At 54.5% G+C, this 24844-nt stretch carries 24 protein-coding genes, 1 tRNA gene and 2 pseudogenes; 7 read left to right on the top strand and 20 right to left on the bottom strand.

Translation table 11 applies throughout. From position 1 onward, the window contains the following. Positions 1–10: 10 nt before the first annotated feature. Positions 11–940, bottom strand: a complete 930-nt coding sequence (locus KUIN1_RS08085; protein ID WP_104652694.1) for a LysR family transcriptional regulator — start codon at positions 938–940, stop codon at positions 11–13. Positions 941–1270: 330 nt separating this feature from the next. On the opposite strand from KUIN1_RS08085, the gene KUIN1_RS08080 reads away from it, so the two are divergent. The 3 genes from KUIN1_RS08080 to KUIN1_RS08070 all read left to right on the top strand — a co-directional run bounded on the left by KUIN1_RS08080 (position 1271) and on the right by KUIN1_RS08070 (position 3249). Next, the gene (locus tag KUIN1_RS08080; protein WP_116886401.1) at positions 1271–2392 is read left to right on the top strand and encodes an alkene reductase; all 1122 of its coding nucleotides are present in this window, start codon (positions 1271–1273) and stop codon (positions 2390–2392) included. A 331-nt stretch (positions 2393–2723) separates the two neighbouring features. Continuing rightward, positions 2724–2972, top strand: a complete 249-nt coding sequence (locus KUIN1_RS08075; RefSeq protein ID WP_003345556.1) for a CopG family ribbon-helix-helix protein — start codon at positions 2724–2726, stop codon at positions 2970–2972. Then, positions 2950–3249 carry a type II toxin-antitoxin system RelE/ParE family toxin gene (locus KUIN1_RS08070; RefSeq protein ID WP_152091924.1) on the top strand — a complete coding sequence of 100 codons (300 nt, stop codon included), beginning with the start codon at positions 2950–2952 and terminating at the stop codon, positions 3247–3249. The genes KUIN1_RS08075 and KUIN1_RS08070 overlap by 23 nt, the downstream gene beginning before the upstream one ends. 596 nt (positions 3250–3845) lie before the next feature. On the opposite strand, the gene KUIN1_RS08065 is transcribed toward KUIN1_RS08070, so the two are convergent. The 11 genes from KUIN1_RS08065 to dapA form a co-directional block, all read right to left on the bottom strand. Next, complete coding sequence (locus tag KUIN1_RS08065; protein WP_152091923.1) at positions 3846–4439, bottom strand: hypothetical protein; 594 nt, start codon at positions 4437–4439, stop codon at positions 3846–3848. Between the two features lie 360 nt (positions 4440–4799). Then, positions 4800–5528, bottom strand: a complete 729-nt coding sequence (locus KUIN1_RS08060; RefSeq protein WP_032658515.1) for a hypothetical protein — start codon at positions 5526–5528, stop codon at positions 4800–4802. 1 nt (position 5529) lies between these two features. Continuing rightward, positions 5530–6312, bottom strand: a complete 783-nt coding sequence (locus tag KUIN1_RS08055) for a hypothetical protein (RefSeq protein ID WP_152091922.1) — start codon at positions 6310–6312, stop codon at positions 5530–5532. Between the two features lie 249 nt (positions 6313–6561). After that, the gene (locus tag KUIN1_RS08050; protein ID WP_152091921.1) at positions 6562–7161 is read right to left on the bottom strand and encodes a DUF4326 domain-containing protein; all 600 of its coding nucleotides are present in this window, start codon (positions 7159–7161) and stop codon (positions 6562–6564) included. Continuing rightward, entirely contained in the window at positions 7158–7601 is a 444-nt protein-coding gene (locus tag KUIN1_RS08045; protein WP_032658508.1) for a DUF488 domain-containing protein, read from the bottom strand. Before KUIN1_RS08045 ends, KUIN1_RS08050 begins: the two co-directional genes overlap by 4 nt. An 8-nt stretch (positions 7602–7609) precedes the next feature. Beyond that, positions 7610–8284: a dual OB domain-containing protein gene (locus KUIN1_RS08040; RefSeq protein ID WP_152091920.1), complete on the bottom strand. Its 675-nt coding sequence runs from the start codon at positions 8282–8284 to the stop codon at positions 7610–7612. Positions 8285–8659: 375 nt separating this feature from the next. After that, positions 8660–8749, bottom strand: a tRNA-Ser gene (locus KUIN1_RS08035). A 93-nt stretch (positions 8750–8842) separates the two neighbouring features. Continuing rightward, positions 8843–9553, bottom strand: coding sequence for a phosphoribosylaminoimidazolesuccinocarboxamide synthase (gene purC, locus KUIN1_RS08030; RefSeq protein ID WP_024651789.1), 711 nt, complete (start codon positions 9551–9553; stop codon positions 8843–8845). Between the two features lie 28 nt (positions 9554–9581). After that, a complete protein-coding gene (locus KUIN1_RS08025) occupies positions 9582–10340 on the bottom strand; it encodes an MBL fold metallo-hydrolase (protein WP_004406084.1) in 759 nt (252 codons plus the stop codon). Continuing rightward, on the bottom strand, positions 10341–11459 hold the full coding sequence (bamC, locus tag KUIN1_RS08020; protein ID WP_004406091.1) for an outer membrane protein assembly factor BamC: 1119 nt from the start codon (positions 11457–11459) through the stop codon (positions 10341–10343). 18 nt (positions 11460–11477) lie between these two features. Next, positions 11478–12356 carry a 4-hydroxy-tetrahydrodipicolinate synthase gene (dapA, locus tag KUIN1_RS08015; protein WP_152091919.1) on the bottom strand — a complete coding sequence of 293 codons (879 nt, stop codon included), beginning with the start codon at positions 12354–12356 and terminating at the stop codon, positions 11478–11480. 325 nt (positions 12357–12681) lie between these two features. Here dapA and KUIN1_RS08010 point away from each other — a divergent pair, with 325 nt between their 5' ends. Further along, on the top strand, positions 12682–13245 hold the full coding sequence (locus KUIN1_RS08010) for a glycine cleavage system protein R (RefSeq protein ID WP_003317383.1): 564 nt from the start codon (positions 12682–12684) through the stop codon (positions 13243–13245). A 9-nt stretch (positions 13246–13254) separates the two neighbouring features. Continuing rightward, a complete protein-coding gene (locus KUIN1_RS08005; protein ID WP_003317382.1) occupies positions 13255–13728 on the top strand; it encodes a peroxiredoxin in 474 nt (157 codons plus the stop codon). Positions 13729–13794: 66 nt separating this feature from the next. Here KUIN1_RS08005 and KUIN1_RS08000 read toward each other — a convergent pair whose 3' ends face one another. Together KUIN1_RS08000 and KUIN1_RS07995 are read right to left on the bottom strand one after the other, a co-directional pair. Beyond that, on the bottom strand, positions 13795–14865 hold the full coding sequence (locus KUIN1_RS08000; RefSeq protein ID WP_011267087.1) for an AI-2E family transporter: 1071 nt from the start codon (positions 14863–14865) through the stop codon (positions 13795–13797). A 34-nt stretch (positions 14866–14899) separates the two neighbouring features. Then, positions 14900–15151 carry a sulfurtransferase TusA family protein gene (locus KUIN1_RS07995; RefSeq protein WP_003317380.1) on the bottom strand — a complete coding sequence of 84 codons (252 nt, stop codon included), beginning with the start codon at positions 15149–15151 and terminating at the stop codon, positions 14900–14902. Between the two features lie 140 nt (positions 15152–15291). On the opposite strand from KUIN1_RS07995, the gene KUIN1_RS07990 reads away from it, so the two are divergent. Next, entirely contained in the window at positions 15292–16725 is a 1434-nt protein-coding gene (locus KUIN1_RS07990) for a M48 family metalloprotease (protein ID WP_003409438.1), read from the top strand. A gap of 80 nt (positions 16726–16805) precedes the next feature. On the opposite strand, the gene nadA is transcribed toward KUIN1_RS07990, so the two are convergent. The 5 genes and pseudogenes from nadA to KUIN1_RS28555 form a co-directional block, all read right to left on the bottom strand. Continuing rightward, the gene (nadA, locus tag KUIN1_RS07985) at positions 16806–17864 is read right to left on the bottom strand and encodes a quinolinate synthase NadA (protein ID WP_011267086.1); all 1059 of its coding nucleotides are present in this window, start codon (positions 17862–17864) and stop codon (positions 16806–16808) included. Between the two features lie 315 nt (positions 17865–18179). Further along, on the bottom strand, positions 18180–18761 hold the full coding sequence (locus tag KUIN1_RS07980) for a DedA family protein (RefSeq protein WP_116866405.1): 582 nt from the start codon (positions 18759–18761) through the stop codon (positions 18180–18182). A gap of 54 nt (positions 18762–18815) precedes the next feature. Beyond that, positions 18816–19082, bottom strand: coding sequence for a cupin domain-containing protein (locus KUIN1_RS07975; RefSeq protein WP_011267084.1), 267 nt, complete (start codon positions 19080–19082; stop codon positions 18816–18818). A 388-nt stretch (positions 19083–19470) separates the two neighbouring features. Continuing rightward, positions 19471–20301 (bottom strand): methyl-accepting chemotaxis protein, encoded by an 831-nt coding sequence (locus KUIN1_RS28560; RefSeq protein WP_373686961.1) that lies wholly within the window; start codon positions 20299–20301, stop codon positions 19471–19473. A 27-nt stretch (positions 20302–20328) separates the two neighbouring features. Then, a pseudogene (locus KUIN1_RS28555) lies at positions 20329–21291 on the bottom strand (methyl-accepting chemotaxis protein); the annotation flags it as partial. Between the two features lie 1164 nt (positions 21292–22455). On the opposite strand from KUIN1_RS28555, the pseudogene KUIN1_RS07960 reads away from it, so the two are divergent. Then, a pseudogene (locus tag KUIN1_RS07960) lies at positions 22456–23133 on the top strand (DNA topoisomerase); the annotation flags it as partial. A 290-nt stretch (positions 23134–23423) separates the two neighbouring features. Here KUIN1_RS07960 and KUIN1_RS07950 read toward each other — a convergent pair. Then, positions 23424–24791, bottom strand: a complete 1368-nt coding sequence (locus KUIN1_RS07950; RefSeq protein ID WP_024641898.1) for a carboxyl transferase domain-containing protein — start codon at positions 24789–24791, stop codon at positions 23424–23426. Between the last annotated feature and the right edge of the window lie 53 nt (positions 24792–24844).

Genomic DNA, 24844 nt, shown 5'->3' with positions numbered 1-24844 from the left:
CAATGATTATTCAAGCCCGCTCAACACGCCCGGCAGGCGTGAGATTGGCTCCCAGGTAGGCGACCAAAGCGCTGACTTTTGGCAGCGCCTCGCGACTTCGAAGCCAGACAAGATTCATCGGAAGGCCTTCGGTAGCAAGATCCGGCAGCACTTCCACCAGCCTGCCGCTGTTCAGATGCCCCTGGACCAGCCAGGTCGGTAGCTGAGCGATACCAAGCCCCGCCAACACTGCCATTACCTCACCCTCTCCGTCTCCCACGGCAATGTGCGGATGCATGATTCTGCGCTCCATGTCCCCTGCTTGGCGGCCCTTGAAATACCAGGGGATCGCCATACCGTCATTTTGCCCATAGCCGATGCACTGGTGATCATCGAGGTCCGACACCGTTTTGGGCTGCCCATATTGATTTACATACTCGGGCGACGCGCAAAAAATCAGCTTCTGCGTTCCAAAAAACTGATGAGCCATGGCGGCTGGCCAGGCATCTGAACCACCAATCCTGACGACGATATCGATGCCCTCGTGCACCGGGTCGACGTACCGATCGGAAAAAGACACATGGGGCTGCAACCTGGGGTGCTGCTTCATGAAATCAAGAATCAACGGCAGGACATGTAAACGCCCATACGAAGCTGGCAAATCAATACGCACCTTGCCCTGTGGCTCGGTCTGGGTCGAAGTCAGCGCAATCTCGACTTCCTCCAGATCCGAAAGGACCGTTGTGCAGGTACGGTAGAAGGTTTCCCCTGCCTCGGTGAGCGACAGCCGACGCGTAGTGCGCTGGAACAACCGGGTGCGCAGACGCCCTTCCAATCGCGCAATGCTCTTGCTGATCGCCGAGTTGGTCAGGTTCAACCGTTCAGCTGCGGCCGTGAAGCTGCCCATGTCGGCGACGATGACGAACACATCGATACCCTTGAGGCGCTCAGACGAAAACATAGACACTCCGATTATTGAATTCCATTCCACTCACTTGATAGAAACCAGCAAAAATCAAACGCCATTTCTCCAATAGACTATGTCAAAACCTGTTCGGATTGAAGCCTAATACAGCGCTGAACTGGCCCCGGACAACACCTCACGCTCGGACTATCAGTCCTGATGATGGCGGCCGCAACATCCCTGCCTGGCAAGCTGGCGGGTGGCCAATGGGCATCGGAGTGCTCGTTGCGCTACCGCTGACACGTCGCCAGTAATCCCCTGACAGCCGCCGTCCAAGGCTGCTGCCGTCATTGTCCTTTTGATTCTCCCTCCACAGGAGAGACTGCCTTGACTCTGTTCAATGAATTCAAACTCGGCAACACGACCCTCAACAACCGCGTCGTCATGGCGCCAATGACCCGCTCGCGTGCCCCCGAGGACATCGCCACCGAACAGATCGCGCTGCACTACACCCAGCGCGGCACCGCCGGCCTGATCGTGTCGGAAGGCACGCCGATCTCCCGTGAAGGCCAGGGCTACCTGTTCAATCCAGGCATCTATACACCGGAGCAGATCCAGGGTTGGAAGCTGGTGACGGACTCGGTCCACAGCGTCGGTGGTCACATGTTCGCGCAGCTCTGGCATGTTGGCCGCGTGTCCCATACCTCGATCCAGATCGACGGCCAAGCACCGGTCAGCGCCACCACCAGACAAGCACAGGGTGCAGTTGCGTTCGGTTATGGCGAAGACGGCGAACCCGGCTTCGTGCCCACCTCCGTGCCGCGCCCGCTCACCACCGAAGAAGTGGCGCGAGTCGTCGAGGATTTCGCCCAGGCCGCGCAGAATGCGATCGACGCCGGTTTCGACGGCGTGGAAATTCACGGCGCCAATGGATACCTGCTGGAGCAGTTCCTCAACCCGCAGGTCAACGACCGCACCGATCAATACGGCGCAAGCAACCTGCAAGATCGGCTGCGCTTCGTCTTCGAAGTGGTCGATGCCGCCTGCGCCAGAATCGGTGCCGACCGCGTTGGTATTCGCATCTCGCCCTATGGCCAGTTGTTCGACATGCCGCTCTACCCGGAGATCGACGAAACCTACTCTGCGCTGTGCGCAGGCATGCGCGAACGCGGCATCGCCTATGTACACGTCATGGACCAGACGCACTTCTTCATGGCCGGCGAAAGCTCCGCCGCGCAGGAGCAGGCATTACGCAAACTGCTCAAGCACTGCAAGGCCGAACTGGGCAACACCGCGCTGATCCTCGCCGGCGACATGACCCGTGAACGCGCTGATGCGCTGCTGGAAGAAAACCTGATCGACCTTGCTGCGTTTGGCCAGCCTTTCATCGGCAACCCCGACCTGGTCGCCCGCCTGAAAAACGGCTGGCCCCTGACGACCCCGGACCGTGACAGCTACTACGGTGGCGATGCGCAGGGCTACATCGACTACGCACCTTACCGCGCTTGATCTACTGGCCGGGACGCCGCGTTCGAGCGGTGTCTCGGTTGGTCTAATGGTAAAAGCCGCTTCTCAGCAGGGCGCTGACAATCGTGTCAGCGCAGCCATATCCTTGCCGTGAGCAGCTGGTTCTGAATGACGACGAGCTGGAAGTCCTCAGGGATAGGCTTGTACGGCATCTGACTGAGCAGCTAGACGGATGAGAAGCCGATAAAAGTAAACTCTCAGTAAAATCTGTTTTGACTGAACGTTGACAAACCCGGTGCGCTAGCAAGTAAACTGAGTATACCAATTAATTTATTGTATACATTGTTTACAGCTATCAGCCGTGGAGGCCAATATGGCATCGCCTGTTCTGTCATTCCGGGTAGAAGAAGGCTTGGTCGAAATGCTCGACCAGCTTGCCCTTGCCACGGACCGTGATCGTCAGTACCACCTGAAACGTGCTCTGTCTCGCTACGTTGAAGCAGAAGCGTGGCATTTGAAAGCCATTGATGAAGGCTTGGCCGACATCGATGCAGGGAAGACGATCGATCTGGAAACCGTTAAAGCCAAGTGGGTAGCGCGTGCCGCAAATCGAGTTAAGTGAAAAAGCCGATAGCGATCTGGAAGCGATTCATGAGCATTACGCGGGGCTGATGGGCCACCAGAGAGCTGACGAAGTCGTAAATACCATTCTGGAATCCATTGAGCAGCTCGCGACGTTTACGGGGATGGGACGCCCTTCCCAAACCCCGGACGTGCGCGAGCTGGTGCTTACCCGCTACCCCTTCGTAGTGAGCTATGTGGTTCGCACCCGGGTCGTATTCATTGTTCGTGTACTGCATGAGCGGAACGAGCGCCTGAATACTGCAAAAATCCAATGAGCACGCCAAGGTTAGCCGAATAGCCAAGCTCGCCATTGCCAAGGGTTCCGACCAATTGAGCGCCCTTCAAAATGCAGTCATTGCGCTCATCGCCAGAGAGCATGCGAGGGTCCGACGGACCCGGGCAGCTACCGCAAGGGTTGCCAGATAGTCCTTGAAGGCAAAGAGTTGGCAATATCACTCGAACAAGAGGCCTGCCATGGCAGCGCTCTCTGCGAGCACTGCATCAACGAGGCAGAACAGTACTCGAAAGAGTGAGCCCGTTTCCAAAGGAGGTAAACCGCTCAGCACAGCACACTTCCATTGTGTCTGGGTACTGGGCAAAAAAAGGCCTGCAGCCCTCCGTCACCAGTGCTACAGGTTGATTCCCAGCAATCCAGAAAGCCGCTCACTGAGCATTGGATGGCAACAATGGAAGGATGAATTACCCCATTTTTTGCCCGATTGGATCGACATACAAAATACAAATCTAGTTTTTGCGACTGACTTCCGGCCTATCCCAACACCCTATTGCCGCTCGCACCCAAGGTTGACTATCAGCAACAAAACACCCGCCAGTTAGGCATATTTTCCGTGACTGATTATCAAATAATAAATCACAAAATCTGGGTGAGCGTAGCCTCCAAAAAAATTTCATCCCTGACGTTCTTAAAGTCCAGCTTAAGGCTATAGCTCTGTCCCTCATACCTGAACTTGTATACCCTAGAGTTACTTAAAGGCGACATCCTGTAGGTGCTACGCTCCGACTCAGGCAAAATAGTCGTAACGATGCCAGTAAAGACACTATCAACATCCACTGAGTAGCTGTCGAATCGTATGACGAACTCAGGATTTTGGGGATGCCACACCTCACCATACGAAAGTTTTTTCGTTTCAGACTTCAGCGCCTTAGCAGCAAGTTGCGCTTTAGAGCGACATTCAACTAACTCAGCCGCAATCTCCTTATACTGCTTCTTCGTAACAAAGCCTTCCAGTACGGAACTTTTCGATAGATAATTTTCATCCACATACTTCTTAGAATAATAGCCATCCTCAAGCTCTTTGAGTTTTATATAAGAGCCTTTCGCAACCACTTCCTGCTCACTCCCCACTAGCCAGCGGTGCTGCGTCTCAAGCCCCAACTTAAACGCCCCGCCAACAGCAGCCAAAAGCGTTAGCAAAATAGTCTTCTCGATCCCCGAGCTAAACATCAAGTACTCACTATGACAGTTAACATCCGCTACAGATATTCTCACGATACCGCGATTCTGGTAACCCTCGTTCGCAACGTCTAAACATAGTGCGGCAGTTGTTGCCTGACCTGATCGACGACCCCTTTGACGACATCACCCGGCTAGAGCACTCGAAAGAGCCCCTCACGCAGCACGTGTATCGGCGCGTTAGGGACGCTGTAAATCAGACCAAATGAAGCACGTACGCGGAAATGATCCATATCTCAGGCAATAAAAAACCCGTAGCTGAATCAGCTACGGGTCTTTATTTGTATGGCGGAGAGATAGGGACTTTCAGAATCTCAATACCAACCCCAACGAGCAGAGGCTTTACAGGCCTTATGATGCGATAGCATCATGGCTTTTAGGCTTTGAAAAACAGAAATCATGGCATTCATCTTTCGCCATTTGGTTTGCCTGCGTGATTTCTTCGTCAGTCATAATCCAAGGCTTCTTATTTTTTTTACGCTTGCCGCATAGCAAAATATGAGGCGATAAAGGAAACATTAAAGACCTTTGGTAGTTGTCTGCCGAAATCAATCCGCCGTTTTCTGCGATCCCTACTGACCAAAAAACTCCTTCATATTCTTTACGGTACCGATCAAGCCCTTCTTGAATCCTGAGAGTTGCCGCAAACATGCCATCAATGGTGCCATCCCCATTGACGTAGATTTTCCCATGCCTATTGGCCCAGTCTTTGACTTCTTCCAACGTACCGAAATCGAAACCTTCATAAATTTTAGTCACTGGCCCAGGCGTCACAGCATACATGTGACGTAAACGCCAAAATATATGGTATGTCGATATATCTTGATGGTCGGACACTCCACGAGTATTTAGGATGTGACGTATTTGCCCAAGTCCTTTTTTCTCAATGACGGCTCCATAACGTGTTTCTGTTTCATCCGACCATGCAATATGCCCATAAAATGCTTTGTCTTCGTATGTCAGGCATCCAATGCTTCCATCTTTGTAAAAAATACTTAGATCCTCACCTACCGAGAAATTTTTCAAAATTGCTCGCATGTGGTAGTGCTGGCGTTTTGTTAGCTTCCTGTTATCCGCCATTTTATTCCTCCTCACTTGCGGCAATTCTTGTGATAAGTATTTGATGCATAAAATTAAACGGGGTTACTTTGTCTATCGAATATTTTTTCTTGATATGTTCAATGAGTTCGTACTCATCATTTCTATCAATATTGGTTCGTATAGAATACGCCTTGCCTGCGGTCTCTTTAGCAGTCGGATCGACCACGCCAGTAGTGAACGCTTTCACAAAACCGCATTTTTTCACAGCGTCATAACGTGGTGATAGATCGTTAATGCAGAATTGCAGGTTATTTTCCCCTACAAATATTGCTCCATCAATTATGGATTGATGCTTATAAAAATCACTATTTTGGAAATAGTAACAATCTTTTAACGGTTCATTAGTAATGCCATAAGTTATCAGTTTCACTGAGCCATATGCCGAAGCTTCAAACTGACTCAAATGATAAGAGGTGGCAGGCCCGCATGCGTGCAGAATAAGAAAGCAAAAATCAGCTTCAACGGTTTCTTTCTTTGAGTGGAACTGCTTAGCAGCTTTGTCAAATAATTTCGAGATTCTATTATTTCGGCGTAGCGGCGTGGTTTTTGAATAAATTTCGCCCGTCTTTAACACCGTATCTCTTTCATCAAGAATTTCTTGGCTTTCATTTTTCGTCTTCAATTCCAACAGAATTTTATACTGACCATCTGATGTGAGGAAGTCCGGGCTTTTTGTGTCGCTTTCTCTGATTTTTTCAAGGTCGAATCCAAAATGGTGAAAGACCTTTTTTATAAAAATCTCTTCCTTTGATTCCTTGATCATGGTGCTCTATCTCCTATGGCATAGAGAAAGAATATAGCAACAGGGTGGCTCATTGCCGCCACATGTGCGGGATCGACACACACACCGCATATTCGGTAGTTCTTCACACTGGTACAAGTCCCAGCGTTCAAAACCACCCTGATCAAAAATCGAGGGCTTTAACGCACCATTGGCCGGGCGTTCGCAACCGGGCCAATACCCACAGAGTGAGAAAACGTCTGGACACCCGCTAAGCGTAATGCCGTCGAGTTACTTTCCATCGTCTTGGGAGTTAAGATAGTTAGCGATCACATCACCATGACATGCCGCAGGCTTACAGTGGCAACCGAGAGTCTTGCCCCTGAGCTTTTCGATGTTTTCATCAAATTTCTCGGGTAATTTCAAAAAGCGTTTTTCGAAATCATAAGCAAACTTGGCTATAACTTCGTCGCGTGTGCCTTCTTTACCCATCTGGTACGGGTTTCCCCACAGGGTTCCTCTGCCAATATAAATATCGTAGCTATCACCATTGTCTTTATTAGATACCTTTGTGATTTTTAAATTTATCACCCTTGTTGGTATTTTTCTGTCTTGTAGTTCGTTATACAAAATAAAAAAGCAATTTCTTTCTTCATCTTGAAAAAGGATAGCGTGCGTTGCTTTCTTTAACGCTTCGTTGTCTGCCTCGAAAGGGGTCGCTTTCAGTCCCTTGGACGCCGAATATTGTTCGATAAAGCCGTTTTCATCAGCAACGTAAATCAGCTCTACTTTTTCAAGACAGCCAATAATTTTATCGACTTTCCTTTCAAATTTTGAATATGAAAGGAAGTCGATAGGGTATGCAATTAAAACTTTTGCATCTTTACTCATACTAAATCTTTGACAACCGCATCAGATTGATCCCACGCCTGTTTAAGGTAATTTGCCACCAGCCGTCTATGGCATTGATGCGGCTGATGCTCACTGCAAAGCAAGCAACCCTCATCAATAATTTCTGGTTTTACGTGTTTTTCAATATTTCGTTTCGCCATGAGATTTAGAAATTTTTCCTCATACTGCTGCCAAGAAATCTCTTTTTTCTGGTATGGGGACAAAATTTCTTTTGTCGGGGCTAAATCCGGAACGTGGATGTAGTCAACATTACAAAGTTCTTTGAGGAAATATTTTAGATCGTCTTTTTTGGCGAAGGCTGAAAGTTGCGACGAGTTATTAAGTCGTACATCAACAATTCGCTTCGTACCTGACAATTTAATAAGAGAGAAAAAACGCTCGGCTTTTTTCTCAGTAAAACCTATTGTGAAAATTTTCATATTTACCCTTAGATCACTGCGGCTATCAATTTATAAGCAAAACCGTTGCTCACGTCACCGAGGCTAACCGTAAAATAGCTCACGCCCTCTGGAGTATATTCACCGGCACCTTGCTGCTGATAATATCGCTCCACGTCATGATCGGTGATGATAAGGGAGTAGTTAATTCTGTTGTACGAAAATGTTGCCCTTGCTTTTAGCGTCCCATCACCACGATACGCCCCCTCGGCAGAGACTCTGATCCGGATATTTTGGGGGCGAATCAAGTAGAGACTAGATCGGTGATTAACAAGGATCTCAGCTGGAACCTTGTCATTGCAACCTGAGTAGCTGTGATGATTGTTTTCCCACAGAGCAAGCGGTGTGTCCACAAGATTGGCTAGGTCAGCAATTGACGCTTGCCCGTTTTGAACCCAAACGGGTGGATGCTGGATCACATGATTTTCTTGCTGAAACGCATGTCCATGGGCATTGGAAAAGGAAATAGATAGAAAATCACGCAACTGAGCAAATTGCCCAGTTTGGCAGGTTCGTTCTACGTCAGAGATCGAATCTTGAGGACGATTACTCACAGGACGGACCCACGTGCCGTGGTGATCTCCTCCCCAAATTTTGCCAGCAATGCACTTGCCTTGGGGTTTTCGTGAGTTGGCTAAACAAACAAGCTGAGCTTGATAAGGCATTTTGGTTTCCGTTCCATGATGGCGATGTGCCGTTGAACATCCTCGCTTTGCTCAACATCGATGGCAAGCCCTACTTTGGTGAATTTAGATGTATAGCCGCAAAGCTCACAGATCCCGTAGCTGCAGTGTAAGAGCTTTTATCAAACCTTGCTCGTATCACACGTCGTGATGCGAACGACGCCCTATCGCATCTTAGACGATCACAGAAGGGCTACGTAGACCTGACGGGGGATATGATCAGTCACCTAAAAATACAGACGAAAAAAAACAGCGACTTGATCGCTGCAGCTTGGCAAAAAATTGCTACAAACTGCTGCTACCAATCGCTGCTTCTTAACCTTTGTAACTTATTGATTTACAAAGGTTTTTACGTAATGGCGGAGAGATAGGGATTCGAACCCTAGGTACCGGTGAAGGTACAACGGATTTCGAATCCGTCCCATTCGGCCACTCTGGCATCTCTCCAACGGCGCGCATCATAACAGCATCAACGCAGAAGGCGAAGCCCTTCTGCTGTTTTTTTTCGTGCTATCAAGCGCTTGCGTGTTTTTTTTCCGCTTACAGCGGCACGCCCAGACGGTTTGCGACTTCTTCGTAGGCTTCGATGACGTCGCCCAGACCCTGGCGGAAGCGGTCCTTGTCCATTTTCTTGCGGGTGTCCTTGTCCCAGAGGCGGCAGCCGTCCGGGCTGAATTCGTCGCCGAGGACGATTTCACCGTGGAATACGCCGAATTCGAGTTTGAAGTCGACCAGCAGCAGGCCGGCGTCGTCGAACAGCTTGGTCAGCACGTCATTGACCTTGATCGACAGCTCTTTCATGCGAGCCAGTTGCTCGGCGGTGCCCCAGCCGAACGCCACAACGTGGGATTCGTTGATGAACGGGTCGCCCTTGGCGTCGTCCTTGAGGAACAGTTCGAAGGTGTAAGGGTTGAGCTTGGTGCCTTCTTCGATGCCCAGACGCTTGACCAGGCTGCCAGCCGCGTAGTTACGCACGACGCATTCGACCGGGATCATGTCGAGCTTCTTGACCAGGCACTCGTTGTCGCCCAGCAGCTTGTCGAACTGGGTTGGAATACCCGCTTCTTCGAGCTTTTGCATGATGAAGGCGTTGAACTTGTTGTTCACCATGCCTTTACGGTCGAGCTGTTCGATGCGCTTGCCGTCGAACGCCGAGGTGTCGTTGCGGAACAGCAGGATCAAGCGGTCAGCGTCGTCGGTCTTGTAAACCGATTTGGCTTTGCCGCGGTAGAGTTCTTCACGTTTTTCCATGATGGGCTCCGCTTGCTAAGTAGTTGGGCTAGGCGATATGTCGCCAGTCGAGCCCTGAATCTTGATCGGCCAGTTGCAGCCAGTCCGGGTCGCACCCGAGGGTATCGACAAAACATTGCCGGGCCAGATGCGGCAGATTGTTCTTGCTGCTGAGATGCGCCAGCACCAGGTGCTGAAGGTCCTGCCATCCCAGTTCGCTCACCAGATTGGCGGCCTGATGGTTGTTCAAATGACCGGTTTCACAGCCCACGCGCTGCTTGAGAAAGACCGGATACTGGCCTCGGGCAAGCATGTCGCGACAGTGATTGGCCTCGATCATCAAGGCATCCAGGCCTTGATAACGCTGTAATACGTTGGAGCAGTAAGAGCCAAGGTCGGTCAACAGGCCGAAGCGGCGCTTGCCGTCACTGAAGACGAACTGCGTCGGTTCAAGCGCATCGTGGGCGACCGACACCACGTCGATGTCCAGTGCGCCGATCTGCAGACTCTCCCCGCCTGCCAGCAGGCCGGCAATTTCAACCGGCTTGCGCATTCCGCGCAACGTCCCGCTGCTGAGGTAGACCGGCACATTGTAGCGCCGCGACAGCAAACCCACGCCATGCACATGATCGGCATGTTCGTGGGTCACCAGTATGGCGCTCAGCTGGCTTGCCGAGACGCCCAGACGAGCCAGGCGCCGCTCGGTTTCCCGCAGGGAGAAACCGCAATCGACCAGTACGTACGTATCGTTGCTTGCGACCAGCGTGCCGTTGCCACGACTGCCGCTGCCGAGAACCGCGAAACGCACTTAACCCAGGTTGTCTTGAATAACGCTCAACACCCGACGTGCGATATCCGCAGGTGCAACGGTGTTGATGTTCTTCTCGACGGTCACTTGAACGTTGTCACCGACCTTGCTCAGGCGGACCTGATAGCGCTCGGCACGGGCATCGATCTCTTCCTTGGTCGACTTGCTGCCAAACATGCGGCCGAAGAAACCAGGCTCGTTTTCAGGCGTCTTGGCCTTTTCAGCCAGGTTGATGTAGTACAGACCCAGGCTGCGGTTGATGTCCTCGACACGCCAGTCGCCCTGATCCAGCGCACGGCCAACGCTCGACCATGCGCGGTCCAGATCGGCACCGAGGTTCAAGACCGGGTTGCCGCTGCCGTCTTCGCTCAAGGCAACACGGCTCGGGGTGTCGTAGTCACGTGCCGCCAGCAGGGAAATAGAACCGCCCTTCTCGGCGTTGCGGCCCATGCTGGCCAGCAGATCGTCGGTCAGTGCTGCATCAAGGCCCAGGTTGGTGGTACGCGTCGGGAAGGCCACGTCGGCAGTGCTGCCGGCAGGACGCTCAACGCTGACCACGTAGACTTCACTGGTATTGCGCTGCACGCCCGGCTCGATGCGAACCCGTACACGGGTTTCCGAGTCGGCCGAGACACCAGCAGCGCTCAGGCGCTTGGCCACCGAAGCGGACAGCTCATCGAGGCGCTGCCACGAGGAGCTGAATTCGCCGGTCTGCGGACGCTCTTCAGCGATACGGAAACCGTTGTCTTCGAAATACTGATGAGCCACCGGCCAGACTTCGGCGGGCTGACGCTGCGCCAGGATCCAGTGCGCATCACCACTCTTCTGCAGGCTGAAGTCGCTCGACTCGGAAGTCGTGCCCAGCGGCTGAGGACGCGGCACTGTGTACTCGCCGTCTTTCTGAGTGCTGTCAGCCACGTTACGCGGGATCGGCAGCAAAGGATCCAGACGCTTGACGCCGCTGACATCGGCGGGCAACTGCATGGGTGGGGTCTGGGTCGCCTGGAGGTAATCGCTGCCGCGATCACGGAAGTAACCATCTTCGCCCCAGAGCCAACCGCAACCGCTGGTGCTGGAGATAATAAGAGCAAGTGCGGAAAGTCCGGCCAATCGCTTCATTGCGTGATACTTCCTCAATTAAACCAGGACGCCGGACTGGCGCATGGCCTGACGCAGCGGTTCATGACAGGCTTCGCTGAGCCAGGTAAGCGGCAGACGGATACCGTCTGGCATCAGACCCATTTCATGCAAGGCCCACTTCACGGGGATAGGGTTGGATTCGATGAACAGGGTGTTGTTGAGCGGCATGAGCTTTTCGTGAATCGCCCGGGCCGTTTGCGCATCGCCACGCATGGCCGCTGCGCACAGATCGCTCATGGCGCGCGGTGCAACGTTGGCGGTGACGGAAATATTGCCCTTGCCGCCCAGCAGCATCAATTCGACTGCTGTAGCGTCGTCGCCGGAGTACACCAGAAAATCGCTGCTGACGCTGGCCAGGATGTCCTTGGCGCGTTGCAGGTTGCCGGTGGCTTCCTTGATACCAACGATGTTTTTTACCGTCGACAGACGCGCAACGGTCTCTGGCAGCATGTCGCAGGCCGTACGGCCCGGCACGTTGTAGAGGATCTGCGGGATGTCGACGGCATTGGCGATGTGGCTGAAATGCTGGAACAGGCCTTCCTGAGTCGGCTTGTTGTAGTAAGGCGTCACCAGCAGGCACGCGTCGGCACCCGCATTTTTGGCGTTGGTGGTCAGTTCGACAGCTTCACGCGTCGAATTGGCGCCTGTACCGGCGATGACCGGAATGCGACCTGCAACCTGAGTGACCACCCGGCGGATGACTTCGATGTGTTCGTCCACATCCAGCGTCGCCGATTCACCGGTGGTGCCTACGGCAACAATGGCGTGGGTGCCCTCTTGCAAGTGGAAGTCAACCAGTTTGCTCAGGCTGTCCCAGTCCAGACGACCTTGTGCATCCATTGGTGTGACCAGTGCCACCATACTGCCCGCAATCATGCAACCGCTCCTGCCGGAAAAAGAGAGCCGTAATGGTACTGGCGCTATCAGCCTTGTACAAGCGAAGTACCGCGCTCTGAGCATTCCCCTGAGCGATGGTTTTCGCTACCCTTCGTCCTTTGATCGGTACTGGTCACCTGCGCACCTCGCTCAATCGGTCGAATTTGTCGCCAGAAGCCCCGCCCCAGCGCACTCCAGCCCAGTCATGGTATATCCATGCGAGCCAGGCGCCGAGGGACCCGGCAAGTAATCTTGCGCCATCGATTGTCGAAACAGCCCCGCAAGTCCGAAAAAGTACCGACCGCTCATCGTCTAGGAATGCTGCATGTCGTCCACCCCCACAGTTCGCGAACAATTCCTTGTCATCAGTGCCCTTGGCGCAAACCCCATGGAGCTGACCAACGTCCTGTGCCGCGCCAGCCATGAAAACCGCTGCTCGGTCGTCACCTCGCGCCTCACCCGCCACGGCGAGTGCAGTGCGCTGATTCTTCAGGTGTCGGGCAGCTGGGACGCTCTGGCGCGCCTTGAAACCGGTCTGTCGAGCCTCTCCAAGAAGCATGCGTTCACGACCAGCGTCGTGCGCAGCGCCACTCTTGAGAACCGTCCTGAGGCCCTGCCCTACGTGGCCTACGTCAGCTCGGCGTACCGCCCGGACATCATCAATGAGCTGTGCCAGTTCTTCATCGACCACAACGTCGAGCTGGAGAACCTGATCTGCGACACCTATCAGGCTCCGCAGACCGGCGGCACCATGCTCAACGCCACGTTCACGGTGACACTGCCTGCCGGGACGCAGATCAGCTGGCTGCGCGATCAATTCCTCGATTTCGCCGACGCGTTGAATCTGGACGCACTGATCGAACCCTGGCGCCCACAAGCCCCAATGTAAGGAGTCCTCATGACTGTCACAGTAGATCATCCGGTTCCCGATTTTCAGGCACCCGCTACCAGCGGACAGACTGTCGAGCTGTCTGCGCTCAAGGGCCAGCAGGTCGTGATTTATTTTTACCCGAAAGACAACACGCCCGGCTGCACCACGCAGGGTCAGGACTTTCGTGACCATATCGCGCAGTTTCAGGCAGCCAACACGGTTGTGCTCGGTGTTTCCCGCGACAGCCTGAAGACCCATGAAAACTTCAAGGCCAAGCAGTCTTTCCCGTTCGAGCTGATTTCGGACAAGGACGAAGCCGTCTGCCAGCTGTTCGACGTCATCAAGCTCAAGAAGCTCTATGGCAAGGAATACCTGGGCGTGGACCGCAGCACCTTCCTGATCGACAAGGAAGGCGTACTGCGTCAGGAATGGCGCGGCGTGAAAGTGCCGGGCCATGTGGCTGAAGTATTGGCGCAGGCCGAAGCCCTGAACAAAGGCTGATCCGCGTACCCCGCTGCGGCGCGCAAGGTGCCGCAGCGATTCAGCCCTGCTGTCGCGGCTATCGCGTCAAAGCAACGGGGCTACCGTCGGCTCATTGCGCGGCCAGGCGTCGAGCACGGCCTTGAACAGCGTGGCCAGCGGAATCGCAAAGAAGATCCCCCAGAACCCCCACAACCCGCCGAACAGCAGCACGGCGCAGATGATTGCCACCGGGTGCAGATTGACGGCCTCGGAAAACAGCAGCGGCACCAGCACGTTGCCATCCAGTGCCTGAATGATGCCGTGAGCGATCATCAGGTAGATGAACTGGTCACCCCAGCCCCACTGGAACAGACCGATCAACGCCACCGGCACGGTGACCACTACCGCGCCGACATAGGGCACGACCACTGATATGCCGACCAGCATTGCCAGCAACGCTGCGTAATTGAGCCCGAGCGCGGCGAAAGCAATGTAGGTCACGCCACCACAGATAAAAATCTCGATGACCTTGCCACGAATATAGTTGGCAATCTGGCGCTTCATCTCATCCGCCACCCGGTTGATCAAAGCGCGCTCACGCGGCAGATAGCCACGCGCCCAGCGGCCGATCATGTGCCGATCCTTGAGGAAGAAGAACACCAGAATCGGCACCAGCACCAGATAGATCATCAGGTTGACCAGCAGCGGCAGGCTGGAGATCGAGAACGTCAGCGCCAGTTGACCGATCTTGCCCACCTCACCCCGGGCGACCTCGATGGCCAGCAGCACCTGCTCGTCGGACACCAGGTGCGGATAACGCTCGGGCAGCAATAGCAGCACGGATTGCCATTTGGCGAGCATACCCGGGGCTTCGTTGAACAAAGTGATCAACTGGTGCCAGAGCAGTGGCACCAATACCAGCAGGAACACCAGCAATACGCCGATGAACAGGGTGAACACCAGACCGACGGCGGCCATTTCGGGCATGCGCAGGCGCTCCAGGGCACTGACCAGCCCGTGCATCAGAAACGCCAGCACCAGACCGGCGAGGACCGGCGCCAGCATGCCGCCCAGCGTCAGGACAAGAGTGAACGCCAGAAACAGCAAAACCGCCAGGACCACCGCCTCTTCGTCAGAGAAGTAGCGTTGCACCCAATTGCGAAGCACATTGAACATCAAACATCCTTTTCGGAAAAAACGCGGCAGTGGGTCAGGCCTTGCGCAGCCAGTAACGATAAATGCCGGCATCGACCTCTTCATGCAGCAACTCATGCCCGGCGAGCCTGGCAAAAGTTCGAAAATCGCGCTGCGAACCGGCATCGGTGGCAATTACTTTAAGCACCGCGCCGCTGGCCAGGCGGTTGAGTTCCATCTTGGCTTTCAGCAGGGGCAGCGGACAGTTGAGACCACTGGCATCCAGTTCGGCGTCACAGGCCTCGGGGCGCACTACAGCGTCAGACATCGTTTATCTCCAGGCGGACACATCGAATTACAAAGCAGGTCAGAAAAGGCAGGACGAACAAGGCGGCAAGAATACCTCACTCTGGTCAGCACGCCATTGAGCCAGCTACAGTACAGGTTCTTCTGACCAGAGCTTCATGCATGAATTTTTTGCGTCCTACACTGCTCACCCTCGCTTGCCTGTTCGCTACACACGGCATGGCGGATGACCTCCCCTCGCTTGGTGACGCCAGCTCCTCGATTGTCTCCCCCGAACAGGAGCACCGTCTGGGCCGCGCGTGGCTGGGGTTGCTGCGCGGCCAGGTGGCGCAGCTGTCGGACCCGCAACTCAAGGACTACGTCGAGACTTCGGTCTACAGCCTTGCCGAGACCAGTCAGGTTCAGGACCGGCGGCTTGAATTCATCCTGATCAACAGCCCGCAGCTCAACGCCTTTGCCGCACCCGGCGGCATCATCGGCGTCAACGGCGGGTTGTTTCTCAACGCTCAGACCGAGGGTGAGTATGCCTCGGTACTGGCTCACGAGCTGGCTCACTTGTCACAACGCCACTTCGCCAGGGGCATCGAGGCCCAGCAACGCATGCAGGTGCCGGTCATGGCCGCGATGCTGGCGGGTATCGTCATGGCAGCCGCAGGCGCCGGTGACGCGGGTATCGCCACCATCGCCGGCTCACAGGCTGCCGCGATCCAGGAACAACGGCGCTTTTCGCGCCAGAACGAGCAGGAAGCCGACCGCATCGGCATTCTCAACCTGGAGAAGGCCGGTTATGACCCGCGCAACATGCCGACCATGTTCGAGCGCCTCATGCGCCAGTATCGATTCGACGCCAGGCCTCCGGAGTTTCTGCTGACTCACCCGGTCAGCGAGTCGCGGATCGCCGACACACGCAACCGTGCCGAGCAGGCCAAACCGGGCGGCAAGGAAGACAGTCTGCTGTACCAACTGATGCGCGCCCGCGTGGCGCTGATCTACGAAGAAACCCCAGGCATTGCCGCCAAACGCTTCCGTGCGCAACTGGTTGAAAACCCGAAATCCGATCCGGCGCGCTATGGCCTGGCCATCGCGCAGATCAAGGGCGGACAACTGAACGAGGCCAGGGAAACCCTCAAGCCATTGCTCGAAAAAGCGCCGAATGACATTACCTACAACCTGACGCAGATCGACCTGGACATCACCAATAACCGCCTGGCCGATGCGCAGCAGCGTGTCGATCGCATGCTGACGCTGTACCCCGGCAATTATCCGCTCAATGACGTGCGTATCGACGTGCTGCTCAAGCAGAACCGCACGGCCGAAGCCGAGAAAAGCCTTGAAGCACTGCTCAAGACCCGCCCGGATGATCCGGACATCTGGTACGTCGTGGCGGAAACCCGTGGCCTGAACGGCAACACGATCGGCCTGCATCAGGCGCGCGCCGAGTATTTTGCGCTGGTCGGTGATTTCCGTCAGGCGATCCAGCAGCTGGACTTCGCCAAACGCCGTGCGGCCAATAATTTTCAGCTGGCGTCACGTATCGATGCGCGGCAAAAGGATCTGATCGAGCAGGAGCGGATGGTCAAGGACATGATGAACTGATCGTCCGGCGTCGCAAGACGGCTTGACACGTACAACAATGAAAAGCCCGACGCTTCAGTCGGGCTTTTTCATGACCGCTGTCAGGCGTTGCCGGCCTGTCGCAAACGCGCTGCCTGAGTGAAGTCCAGCATGCGCTGCAAGGGGCGTACAGCATGGGGGATCAGCGCCGGGTCGACGAATATCTCGTTACTGCCCTCACGCAGGCACTGCAAGGTGCGTTCAAGCGTATTCATCGCCATCCATGGGCAATGTGCACAACTCCGGCACGCCGCGCCGTTGCCGGCCGTAGGCGCCTCGATGAAGATCTTGTCCGGGCACAGCTGCTGCATCTTGTAGAAGATGCCCCGGTCAGTGGCAACGATGAACGTCTTGTTGGGCAGGCGTTGCGCTGCGGCAATCATCTGACTGGTCGAGCCGACCACGTCAGCCAGCTCGATGACCGCTTCCGGCGACTCCGGGTGAACCAGAATCGCCGCCTCGGGGTACAGGGCTTTCATGTCTTCGAGCTGCTTGGACTTGAACTCTTCGTGGACGATGCAGGCACCGTCCCACAACAGCATGTCGGCTCCGGTTTCACGCTGAATGTAGCGGCCCAGGTGCTTGTCTGGCGCCCAGATGATCTTCTCACCGTTGTCCATCAGGCTCTCGACGATTTCCAGCGCACAGCCTGAGGTCACCACCCAGTCCGCGCGGGCTTTGACGGCTGCTGAGGTGTTGGCATACACCACCACGGTACGTTCCGGGTGCTGGTCGCAAAAGGCGGAAAACTCGTCGACCGGGCACCCCACGTCAAGCGAGCAGGTGGCTTCAAGCGTCGGCATGAACACGCGTTTTTCCGGGTTGAGGATCTTCGCGGTTTCGCCCATGAAACGCACACCCGCCACCAATACAGTGCTGGCCGCGTGGTTATTGCTGAAGCGCGCCATTTCCAGGGAGTCGGCCACGCAGCCACCAGTCTCCTCGGCCAGCGCCTGAATAACCGGATCGCAGTAATAGTGAGCAACCAGCACGGCGTCCTGCTTCTTGAGTTCAGCAGCAATGTCGGCACGGTAACGCGCCTGCTCTGCCGGGCTCAACGTCCTGGGCTGTTTGGCATCGAGATGCGCCTGCACCAGGAAACGTTCGGAGATCTGTGTCATGTTCACGGGACCTGAAAGCGCCAGTGCGCGAAAGGCAAGTTTACACCCGAAATACAGGCAATAAAAAAAGCCTGACAGAGGCTGCGCCATCTGTACAAAGGCTTATGGCTGATATCCGGTGGATATCGGCCAGACTTCTTAAGGCGCGCCGATTCTAGCGCCAAAAAACTGATTTAACAGCTGTTTCTGGCTCGGCGGGCAGCGATGAGAAGGGTTCTTGAAGACCGCTTGCCGGGGGCACGGAAAGCCAGGTACTGGCTGTCGACCTCAACGTCGGCAAGGCGCGCTACAGCCATGCGCGCCGACTCCACCGCCTCAATCATGCGTTGCCTTGGATCGGCGGCGCACATACCGCACCAACGCAGCAAGAATCACCAGTGCTACCACCGCGAGGAAGATCGGCAGACGATAGGGCTTCAGGTCGCCGAGTAGATGCTGTAACGCTTCCCCCGCCCAATAGCCGGCGCAGACGAACAGGGTTGCCCAGACTGCCGCACTCAGCACATTTATCAGGGCGAAACGCCAGGGTGACAGGCCACTTGCACCTATCACCATAGGCCCCACCAGGCGCATGCCGTAGAGGAAGCGAACAGCGAATACGGAGGTCGTGGGGTAACGCTGGATAAGACCCTCGACCCGCTTGATGGCAGATTGGTGACGTTTGAGTCTGGGCAGCAGGCGCTCCCCGGAATAACGTCCGGTCCAGAATAGCAACTGATCGCCGAGCATACCGCCCAACGTGGCCAAGCCGATCACTTGCAGCAATTGCAGAGCACCTTGGTGCGCAGCCATACCACCAAGGATCAACACTGTTTCGCCTTCCAGCAAACAGCCCAGGAAAATGACCCAATAGCCGTAGGCGGCGATCAGCGCGTTGAGGTCAAGATGTTCGAACATGGTCTTTCCTGTACGTCTGACATCACATGAATCCAGGCTGAAATGCCAGCTTCGTCACTTTCTTCCCACCAGGTACCGTACGCCATGCTCACCAAACACTTCCGAATGGGGTTGGTTACATTCCAGGTGAAAAATATCTCCTGAGTTGTAGGTGAAATCGCCATCAGATTTATGGATGACCAGGCTGCCGTGCAGAACCAGCGCCATCGCCTCGAAGTTGTGGGCATGCGAGTCCAGCGTACCAAACGCTTCGCGCTCGACTTCAACAACGGTGCCGAACCCTTCGGCAGCCAGCAGTTGCAAAAAAGCCTCTTTTTCCATTTCTACCTTTCCTGAATCTTTTGGTGTGGGGCTGAACCGAATCGACGCCCGGAATGGCGGCGCCGGGACCACCCACCACGACAATTGCTACAGCCTCGCAATATTCAAAAACGCCGCCCCTATAGATCACCCCTTGGGAGCAACATTCAATAAGTTTTCCGACGCTTTGAACGCTTGCTTCAGATCAGTCCCACCTCCCCCCCCCCGTCGCCCGGATGACTCGATAGGTACTCGTCTTTGTAGATAGCCAATTCTCTTGTGCGGCCGCTCTTTTCAGCCGTACCGGCAGCCCATGCATGGCGGCTGAGTGCCGCAACGCGGTATGAACTCGATCTGGTCTTGTTGAGGCCTGACCCAAGCCACAAACGCATTGGGCCAGACCTTCAGGCTAGACTTTAAACCGGTTGGTCATCTCCTGCAGTCTGGCGCTGACTCTGGCCAATTCAACACTCGATGTCGCTGTCTCTTCACTGGCGGCGGCTGTTTGGTCTGAAATGTCCCTGACATTCGTGACGCCCCTGCCTATTTCTTCACCGACGTTACTTTGCTGCTCAGTAGCAACGGCGATCTGTTCGTTCATCACCTCAATCTCATGAACAGATGCGGTAATACTCTGCAGCACTTCGCTGGCTTGCGTAGACAGTTCGACACTGCTGTCCGTCAGTGCCAGATTTTGCTCTAGAACCTGGCCCATATGATCGGTACTGGTTTGCAGTTCGTTTATAAGCAGCGCGATCTCGTCTGTCGACGTGCGGGTGCGCACGGCCAGGCCTCTTACCTCGTCCGCGACGACAGCGAAACCACGTCCTGCCTCCCCGGCACGCGCAGCTTCAATGGCCGCGTTCAACGCCAGAAGGTTTGTCTGATCAGCCACCGTTTTTATCACATCCAGCACGCCACCGATGCTCTGAGTATTCCCTCTAAGCGCCGCCATCGCTGTTCTGGTCATGTTCATCTCACGCGCCAGGGTCTCTATCTGGGAACGAGTCCTGTCAACGACTTGCCCACCTTTCTGGGCCAACTGACTGGCGATTTGCGCAGTATTTACGGCTTGGGCTGCATTACGAGATACCTCATGAGTAGTGGCTGTCATCTGCTGCATCGCAGTGGCAATCTGCTCAGTCTCCAGCTTCTGCGCGTTCACGCCCGCACTGGTCTGCTCGGTTACTGCTGAAAGCTGCTCTGCCGCGCTTGCCACCTGCACGATTCCCTCTTTCATTTCCCCAATCAAGCTTCGGAGCCCGGACGTCATGCGCAGCATGCTGCCCTGCAACGCGCCCAACTCATCATTTCGAGTCACTTGCGTTTTGTACGTAAAATCCCCTTCTGCAACGACTTCAACGATTTCAACAGTCTCTTTGAGTGGATGAACAATTGATCGAGTAATCAACCAGGCCGCAAGAACACCCAAGAGAGCAGAAAGGCCCAGCCAGAGCAAAATCTTCTCCTGTGCTTTCTCTGCATCGGAGGCACGAAACTCATTCTGGATAGCCGTCATCTTGTCCGTAATGCCAAGAATGGTGGCGATCGACGTTGTGATACCGCCTTGAGCCTCATCAACTTTGGCCTGAGCGGCAACTAATGTTTCCAGTTGCCCGCTATAGGTGGCCATTCCTGCCGCCAACGCTTGAACGTCAGCACGGGGCAAACTGGTATCTTTGAGCGTGTCGATACTGGCCACCACCTGCGCTATTGCCTGACGGACAGTGTCTTCCCCGCTTTTACTCGGGGATGCCGTATAAGAGCGAAACGCGGTTCGCATCTTCTGGACAGAGATAAACAGTGCAGGGAGTTTCTGACGATCCGCGGCATTCCCGCTCTCGTCGTTGGCGGCTTCTGCGATCTTCAGCAACAAACCGTTAATCGTTTCGCCCGAAGCGCCGGCAAGGGTCCGCAGTTGCTCACGCTCTCGAGTAGCCTCGACTGATCGAGTATAGAACCCACGGTAAAGCTGCATCGTCGTTTGGGCTTCTTTGAGCAGCGCGATGTTATTGGCTGTTTTGAAACGGGGCGAGATGCTCACCAGCTGACGCTCCGTCCGCTCGAGTGCCTCCAACCACTTTGAAGCCTGTGCATCATCCGCTTTTAAAAAATAAACCAAACGCTCGATACGCATGTCTCGGGCGATCGAGCTGAATTGAGCAATATCCCCAGACAGTTCAGCCCGACGCTTCAACGTATCGGTGGCATCCTTTCCCGTATAAGCCATTAACAAAATCATTAAAATCAACAGTCCGAAACCCACCAGTAGCTTCGCCCGAACCGTCATATTACTTAACACACCAGATGTTGCGCTGGACATATATCTTTACTCATTGATTTTTTGAAAATAAAAGTCCGCCGGACAGGTAGCGGAACATAGAGTCCGATACGCATCAGGATGAATTGATAATGTGAATCTGCTGAAACCCTCGACACGCTCGGTAAAAAGGTCACGTCACAGATCTGAACTCACTGCGGCGTCATCCGGAGGGCCATTGAAGTACTTGAGTAAATACTCGAACTGTATGTGTTTTCTGGACAAAGAGGTGCCGAGGCAGGATAAGCCTGTTCATAACCGAGGGTCTCGAACTAAAGATAAAAGGCCGCTCCATGGCTATAAGCCACTATGTCGTCACTCTTTTCATTTTCTATAATTTTTTTGACGCATGTCGACGAACGGACGACTAAAATTCGTCTCGGCGCACGCCTGGCAACCCCAAATCCACAACTCATAATAATGAGTTACACAGAGAGGCAGCGAATAATTAACTTTATTATCGAACAGAGCACTTGCATTATTTGTCCTCTCTGACGCACCGATTTTAAAAAGACCTAATGGACGCTGTTGTCGTTAGGCACGCTTGCCGTTGGCTATGGCAAGACGATCAGCGCATACGACACCAAAGCGCGGGCAATGAGTTTGATATCGGACGAATCAGAAATCCAACTGAGCGCGCCACGGCGCGAAACGCCTAGGCCGAGCCGACGAAACTGCAGAAGTCCTGCAGGGCGATCTGATAAGCCCGGCGGGTACACGGGTTATTGATATTGACAAACCACTACACGGCCAATCTTACCGCAGCCAGATGCCGGAACAGCGCGCCGCCGTGGGTCAGCGCCCGCCTTCCTCAAGCGAGATCAATCCTCCCGGCATAGACCGCAATACGCGTCCCATTTCACCTTGATAGCAGGCGATTGATCCGAGGCCATAGATTCATGCCGCAAGCGCTCATGTACCGGCTCGGGCAATAGGTGCTGCCAGCGCTCCATCTCGGCATCCATCTACATGCTACGAATCTCATCTCAGATGCAGCGCCGGCCGCCGCGAAACGTGTCCGAGCCTTGTACCAGAATCCGGCGGAGGTAGCATATTGATGAACGGGCGCTACTTATGCGCTTGTATCTGTGCGAGAGGTAAAGACATCGCCGCCGTGCTCGGAGCCAAAACACGAGGTGACGGCTGCATCAAAGGCAATGGTGTGGCCGTGAACTGGGGGGGGGGGCGGACACCTACTGAAAACAGCTCCTCCCGATGCCTATGGAGAGCGCCTGAAAAACTGGAGCTTGGACATACTTACAATCCTGCCTGCGGAATGGAAAGTGCTCGTCAAGCCGAAAACAGCCGATCAGTTCAAGATCGTCAAGCAACTACTCAAGCAGGCCACCGAGCTCGTGATTGCGACGGACGCTGACCGCGGGAGATGATCGCGCGCTGATCGACTATTGTGGGCACCGGGGACCGATTCAAAGGCTTTGGCTGTCAGCGCTCAACGAAGCATCCATCCACCAGGCACTCAACAGCGTCAAACAAGGCTCTGAAACCTACCCGCTGTATCTCTCCGCGCTCGCTCCAGAGCGGACCGGCTCACCGGCATGAACTTTTTCGCGGCTTTTCACCTTGCTGGGCCGACAGTCCGAGTATACCGGTGTGCTCTCCGTCGGAAGCGTTCAAGCACCGCCCCTTCGGCTGGTGGTTGACGGCGACCGGGATATCTCAAACTTCGTACCCAAACCGTTCTGGAGTGTCGAGGTTCAGCTATGGACTGCAGGACAATCGTTCTTGGCGAAATAGGTCGCCGATGAATACATGGTAGATGAGGAAGGCCGTTGCCTTGATCGTTACCTGCCACAGCTGCTGCCAAGCGTCCTGGGCAACCCTTCGGAAAGCCTGGCTCTGCCAAGGTATAAGCCAGCACGGTGTTGAAGCCCTTGATCGCAGGCCGTCCAATCTGTTTGGCAACCCAGACGTTTTCTGTCATTCCCTCATCAAGTTTTGCAATTGCGAAGGGGCACGCAACCCAGGGCAGTAATTGCTGGTGCCCACCACTGGGACGCCGTCAGGTACGGAGCTGAACACTCCTAATGAAACAGATACTTGAACACTGCTTCCCGTGTATCTCGCACACTGATGACATCGGTAATCAAGCCCTTGTCTTTGAGCAGTAGCGGCGATCTGATTTCCTCATCCAATGCGGACACCACAGCTCTCTGCGCATCGGTCATGCTTGAGGACTTGATGATCTTTTCCATGGTAAGGGTACTGAAAACGCCTATATTGGCGTCAGGATAGGCCAGCACGGCGACAGGTTCAAAGCCTGGCCCGCTCATGGCATAAACACCACCGGTGTACGCCTTCCGAGCAACCAACAATAATTTTTTTACCTTGCATCGGGTATGTGCTCTGAATAAATCTGCCACAGCGGCAAAAATCCCATCGCGTTCAGCCTCTTCCCCAATCATGATCCCAGGAATATCTGCGATAAACAAAATGGGCAAGCTCATTTTCCCAGCCAGGTCAATGACATGAATCATTTTGCGGGCGGTCCTTTTGTAGATGACGCCGCCGCCATGCGCGGAGTTGTTGGCAACCACGGCAAAAACCTGCCCTTGCAGGCTGGCCAGCCCGACTAAAACCTCAGGCGCATGAGAGGCACCGATTTCGATCAGGCTGTCGCTATCGACAAATGAACGTACCAGATGCTGCACATCAAAAGGAATATTATGAGACGGGGGCAACAGGCGGCTGAAATCCACTTCAAGCGGGGTTGAAAACTCACCGTACGTCGAGCTTTTTCCAGCAATCAGATATAAGAGCAGTTTTCTCAGATCGGCGAACAGATCAGCCTCGTCGTCAAAAACCAAGTGCACGGACCCAGACGCGGTACTGTGGATATCGGACCCGCCGAGGGAATAAAGATCGGTCTGTTGAGCGAGCATCGCCTTGACCATGTCAGGTCGTCCCATGCACAAAGCTCCTCGACGAGTCATCAGCACCAGATCGGCGAGCATCACAGGTAACGCCAAAGGCCCTGATGTCGGCCCTAAAATCACGGACATCAGCAAATTGAGTTTTGCCAACTCTGCCAGCGATGCGCTGACGCTGCCCATCCCGGACGGGGAAAGAAGCAAACTTGACATATCTGAAGAAAAAACCCTGGCTGTATCAAAGCCTTCAGTATCATTATTGTCCCCGATTTTATCTTGAATATAGATAAGCGGGGCTTCAGCAGCTCGTGCCAAACCTACCGTTTTTATAATTTGCTGAGCCGTACTCCATTGCCGACTGCTTTGAAACTCGCAGTCACGACCGCGACTCATCGCAACATAGGTCTTGATTGAGTGGATCGTTCCTGCCCCGCAGATGAAATGGGTGTTCTGGCCCTCGAGGTCCTCCTTGAAACTACCTGGATCAAACAACCTAGAGACGCGTCTTTCGGAAACGCTCATCGAAACTCCTGACGTCGGTTTGCGTAGATAAACGCCGACACCGCGACACCCCG

It is taken from the genome of Pseudomonas sp. KUIN-1 (genome assembly GCF_009176725.1).
Classification (GTDB): Bacteria; Pseudomonadota; Gammaproteobacteria; order Pseudomonadales; family Pseudomonadaceae; genus Aquipseudomonas; species Aquipseudomonas fragariae.
This window is presented reverse-complemented; position numbering and strand designations above follow the sequence as displayed.

What these genes read in the sequence shown, in the direction of transcription:
- KUIN1_RS08050 (WP_152091921.1), bottom strand. Translation starts at nt 7,161, where the DNA reads ATGAGTAAAGATGCAAAAGTTTTAATTGCATACCCTATCGACTTCCTT.
- KUIN1_RS07980 (WP_116866405.1), bottom strand. Translation starts at nt 18,761, where the DNA reads ATGTTCGAACATCTTGACCTCAACGCGCTGATCGCCGCCTACGGCTAT.
- KUIN1_RS08060 (WP_032658515.1), bottom strand. Translation starts at nt 5,528, where the DNA reads ATGGCGGATAACAGGAAGCTAACAAAACGCCAGCACTACCACATGCGA.
- KUIN1_RS08000 (WP_011267087.1), bottom strand. Translation starts at nt 14,865, where the DNA reads ATGTTCAATGTGCTTCGCAATTGGGTGCAACGCTACTTCTCTGACGAA.
- dapA (WP_152091919.1), bottom strand. Translation starts at nt 12,356, where the DNA reads ATGATTGCGGGCAGTATGGTGGCACTGGTCACACCAATGGATGCACAA.
- bamC (WP_004406091.1), bottom strand. Translation starts at nt 11,459, where the DNA reads ATGAAGCGATTGGCCGGACTTTCCGCACTTGCTCTTATTATCTCCAGC.
- KUIN1_RS08085 (WP_104652694.1), bottom strand. Translation starts at nt 940, where the DNA reads ATGTTTTCGTCTGAGCGCCTCAAGGGTATCGATGTGTTCGTCATCGTC.
- KUIN1_RS07950 (WP_024641898.1), bottom strand. Translation starts at nt 24,791, where the DNA reads ATGAGCGTTTCCGAAAGACGCGTCTCTAGGTTGTTTGATCCAGGTAGT.
- KUIN1_RS08010 (WP_003317383.1), top strand. Translation starts at nt 12,682, where the DNA reads ATGTCGTCCACCCCCACAGTTCGCGAACAATTCCTTGTCATCAGTGCC.
- KUIN1_RS08040 (WP_152091920.1), bottom strand. Translation starts at nt 8,284, where the DNA reads ATGCCTTATCAAGCTCAGCTTGTTTGTTTAGCCAACTCACGAAAACCC.
- KUIN1_RS28560 (WP_373686961.1), bottom strand. Translation starts at nt 20,301, where the DNA reads ATGAAAGAGGGAATCGTGCAGGTGGCAAGCGCGGCAGAGCAGCTTTCA.
- KUIN1_RS08055 (WP_152091922.1), bottom strand. Translation starts at nt 6,312, where the DNA reads ATGATCAAGGAATCAAAGGAAGAGATTTTTATAAAAAAGGTCTTTCAC.
- KUIN1_RS07995 (WP_003317380.1), bottom strand. Translation starts at nt 15,151, where the DNA reads ATGTCTGACGCTGTAGTGCGCCCCGAGGCCTGTGACGCCGAACTGGAT.
- KUIN1_RS07975 (WP_011267084.1), bottom strand. Translation starts at nt 19,082, where the DNA reads ATGGAAAAAGAGGCTTTTTTGCAACTGCTGGCTGCCGAAGGGTTCGGC.
- KUIN1_RS08065 (WP_152091923.1), bottom strand. Translation starts at nt 4,439, where the DNA reads ATGTTTAGCTCGGGGATCGAGAAGACTATTTTGCTAACGCTTTTGGCT.
- KUIN1_RS08075 (WP_003345556.1), top strand. Translation starts at nt 2,724, where the DNA reads ATGGCATCGCCTGTTCTGTCATTCCGGGTAGAAGAAGGCTTGGTCGAA.
- KUIN1_RS08005 (WP_003317382.1), top strand. Translation starts at nt 13,255, where the DNA reads ATGACTGTCACAGTAGATCATCCGGTTCCCGATTTTCAGGCACCCGCT.
- purC (WP_024651789.1), bottom strand. Translation starts at nt 9,553, where the DNA reads ATGGAAAAACGTGAAGAACTCTACCGCGGCAAAGCCAAATCGGTTTAC.
- KUIN1_RS07990 (WP_003409438.1), top strand. Translation starts at nt 15,292, where the DNA reads ATGAATTTTTTGCGTCCTACACTGCTCACCCTCGCTTGCCTGTTCGCT.
- KUIN1_RS08045 (WP_032658508.1), bottom strand. Translation starts at nt 7,601, where the DNA reads ATGAAAATTTTCACAATAGGTTTTACTGAGAAAAAAGCCGAGCGTTTT.
- nadA (WP_011267086.1), bottom strand. Translation starts at nt 17,864, where the DNA reads ATGACACAGATCTCCGAACGTTTCCTGGTGCAGGCGCATCTCGATGCC.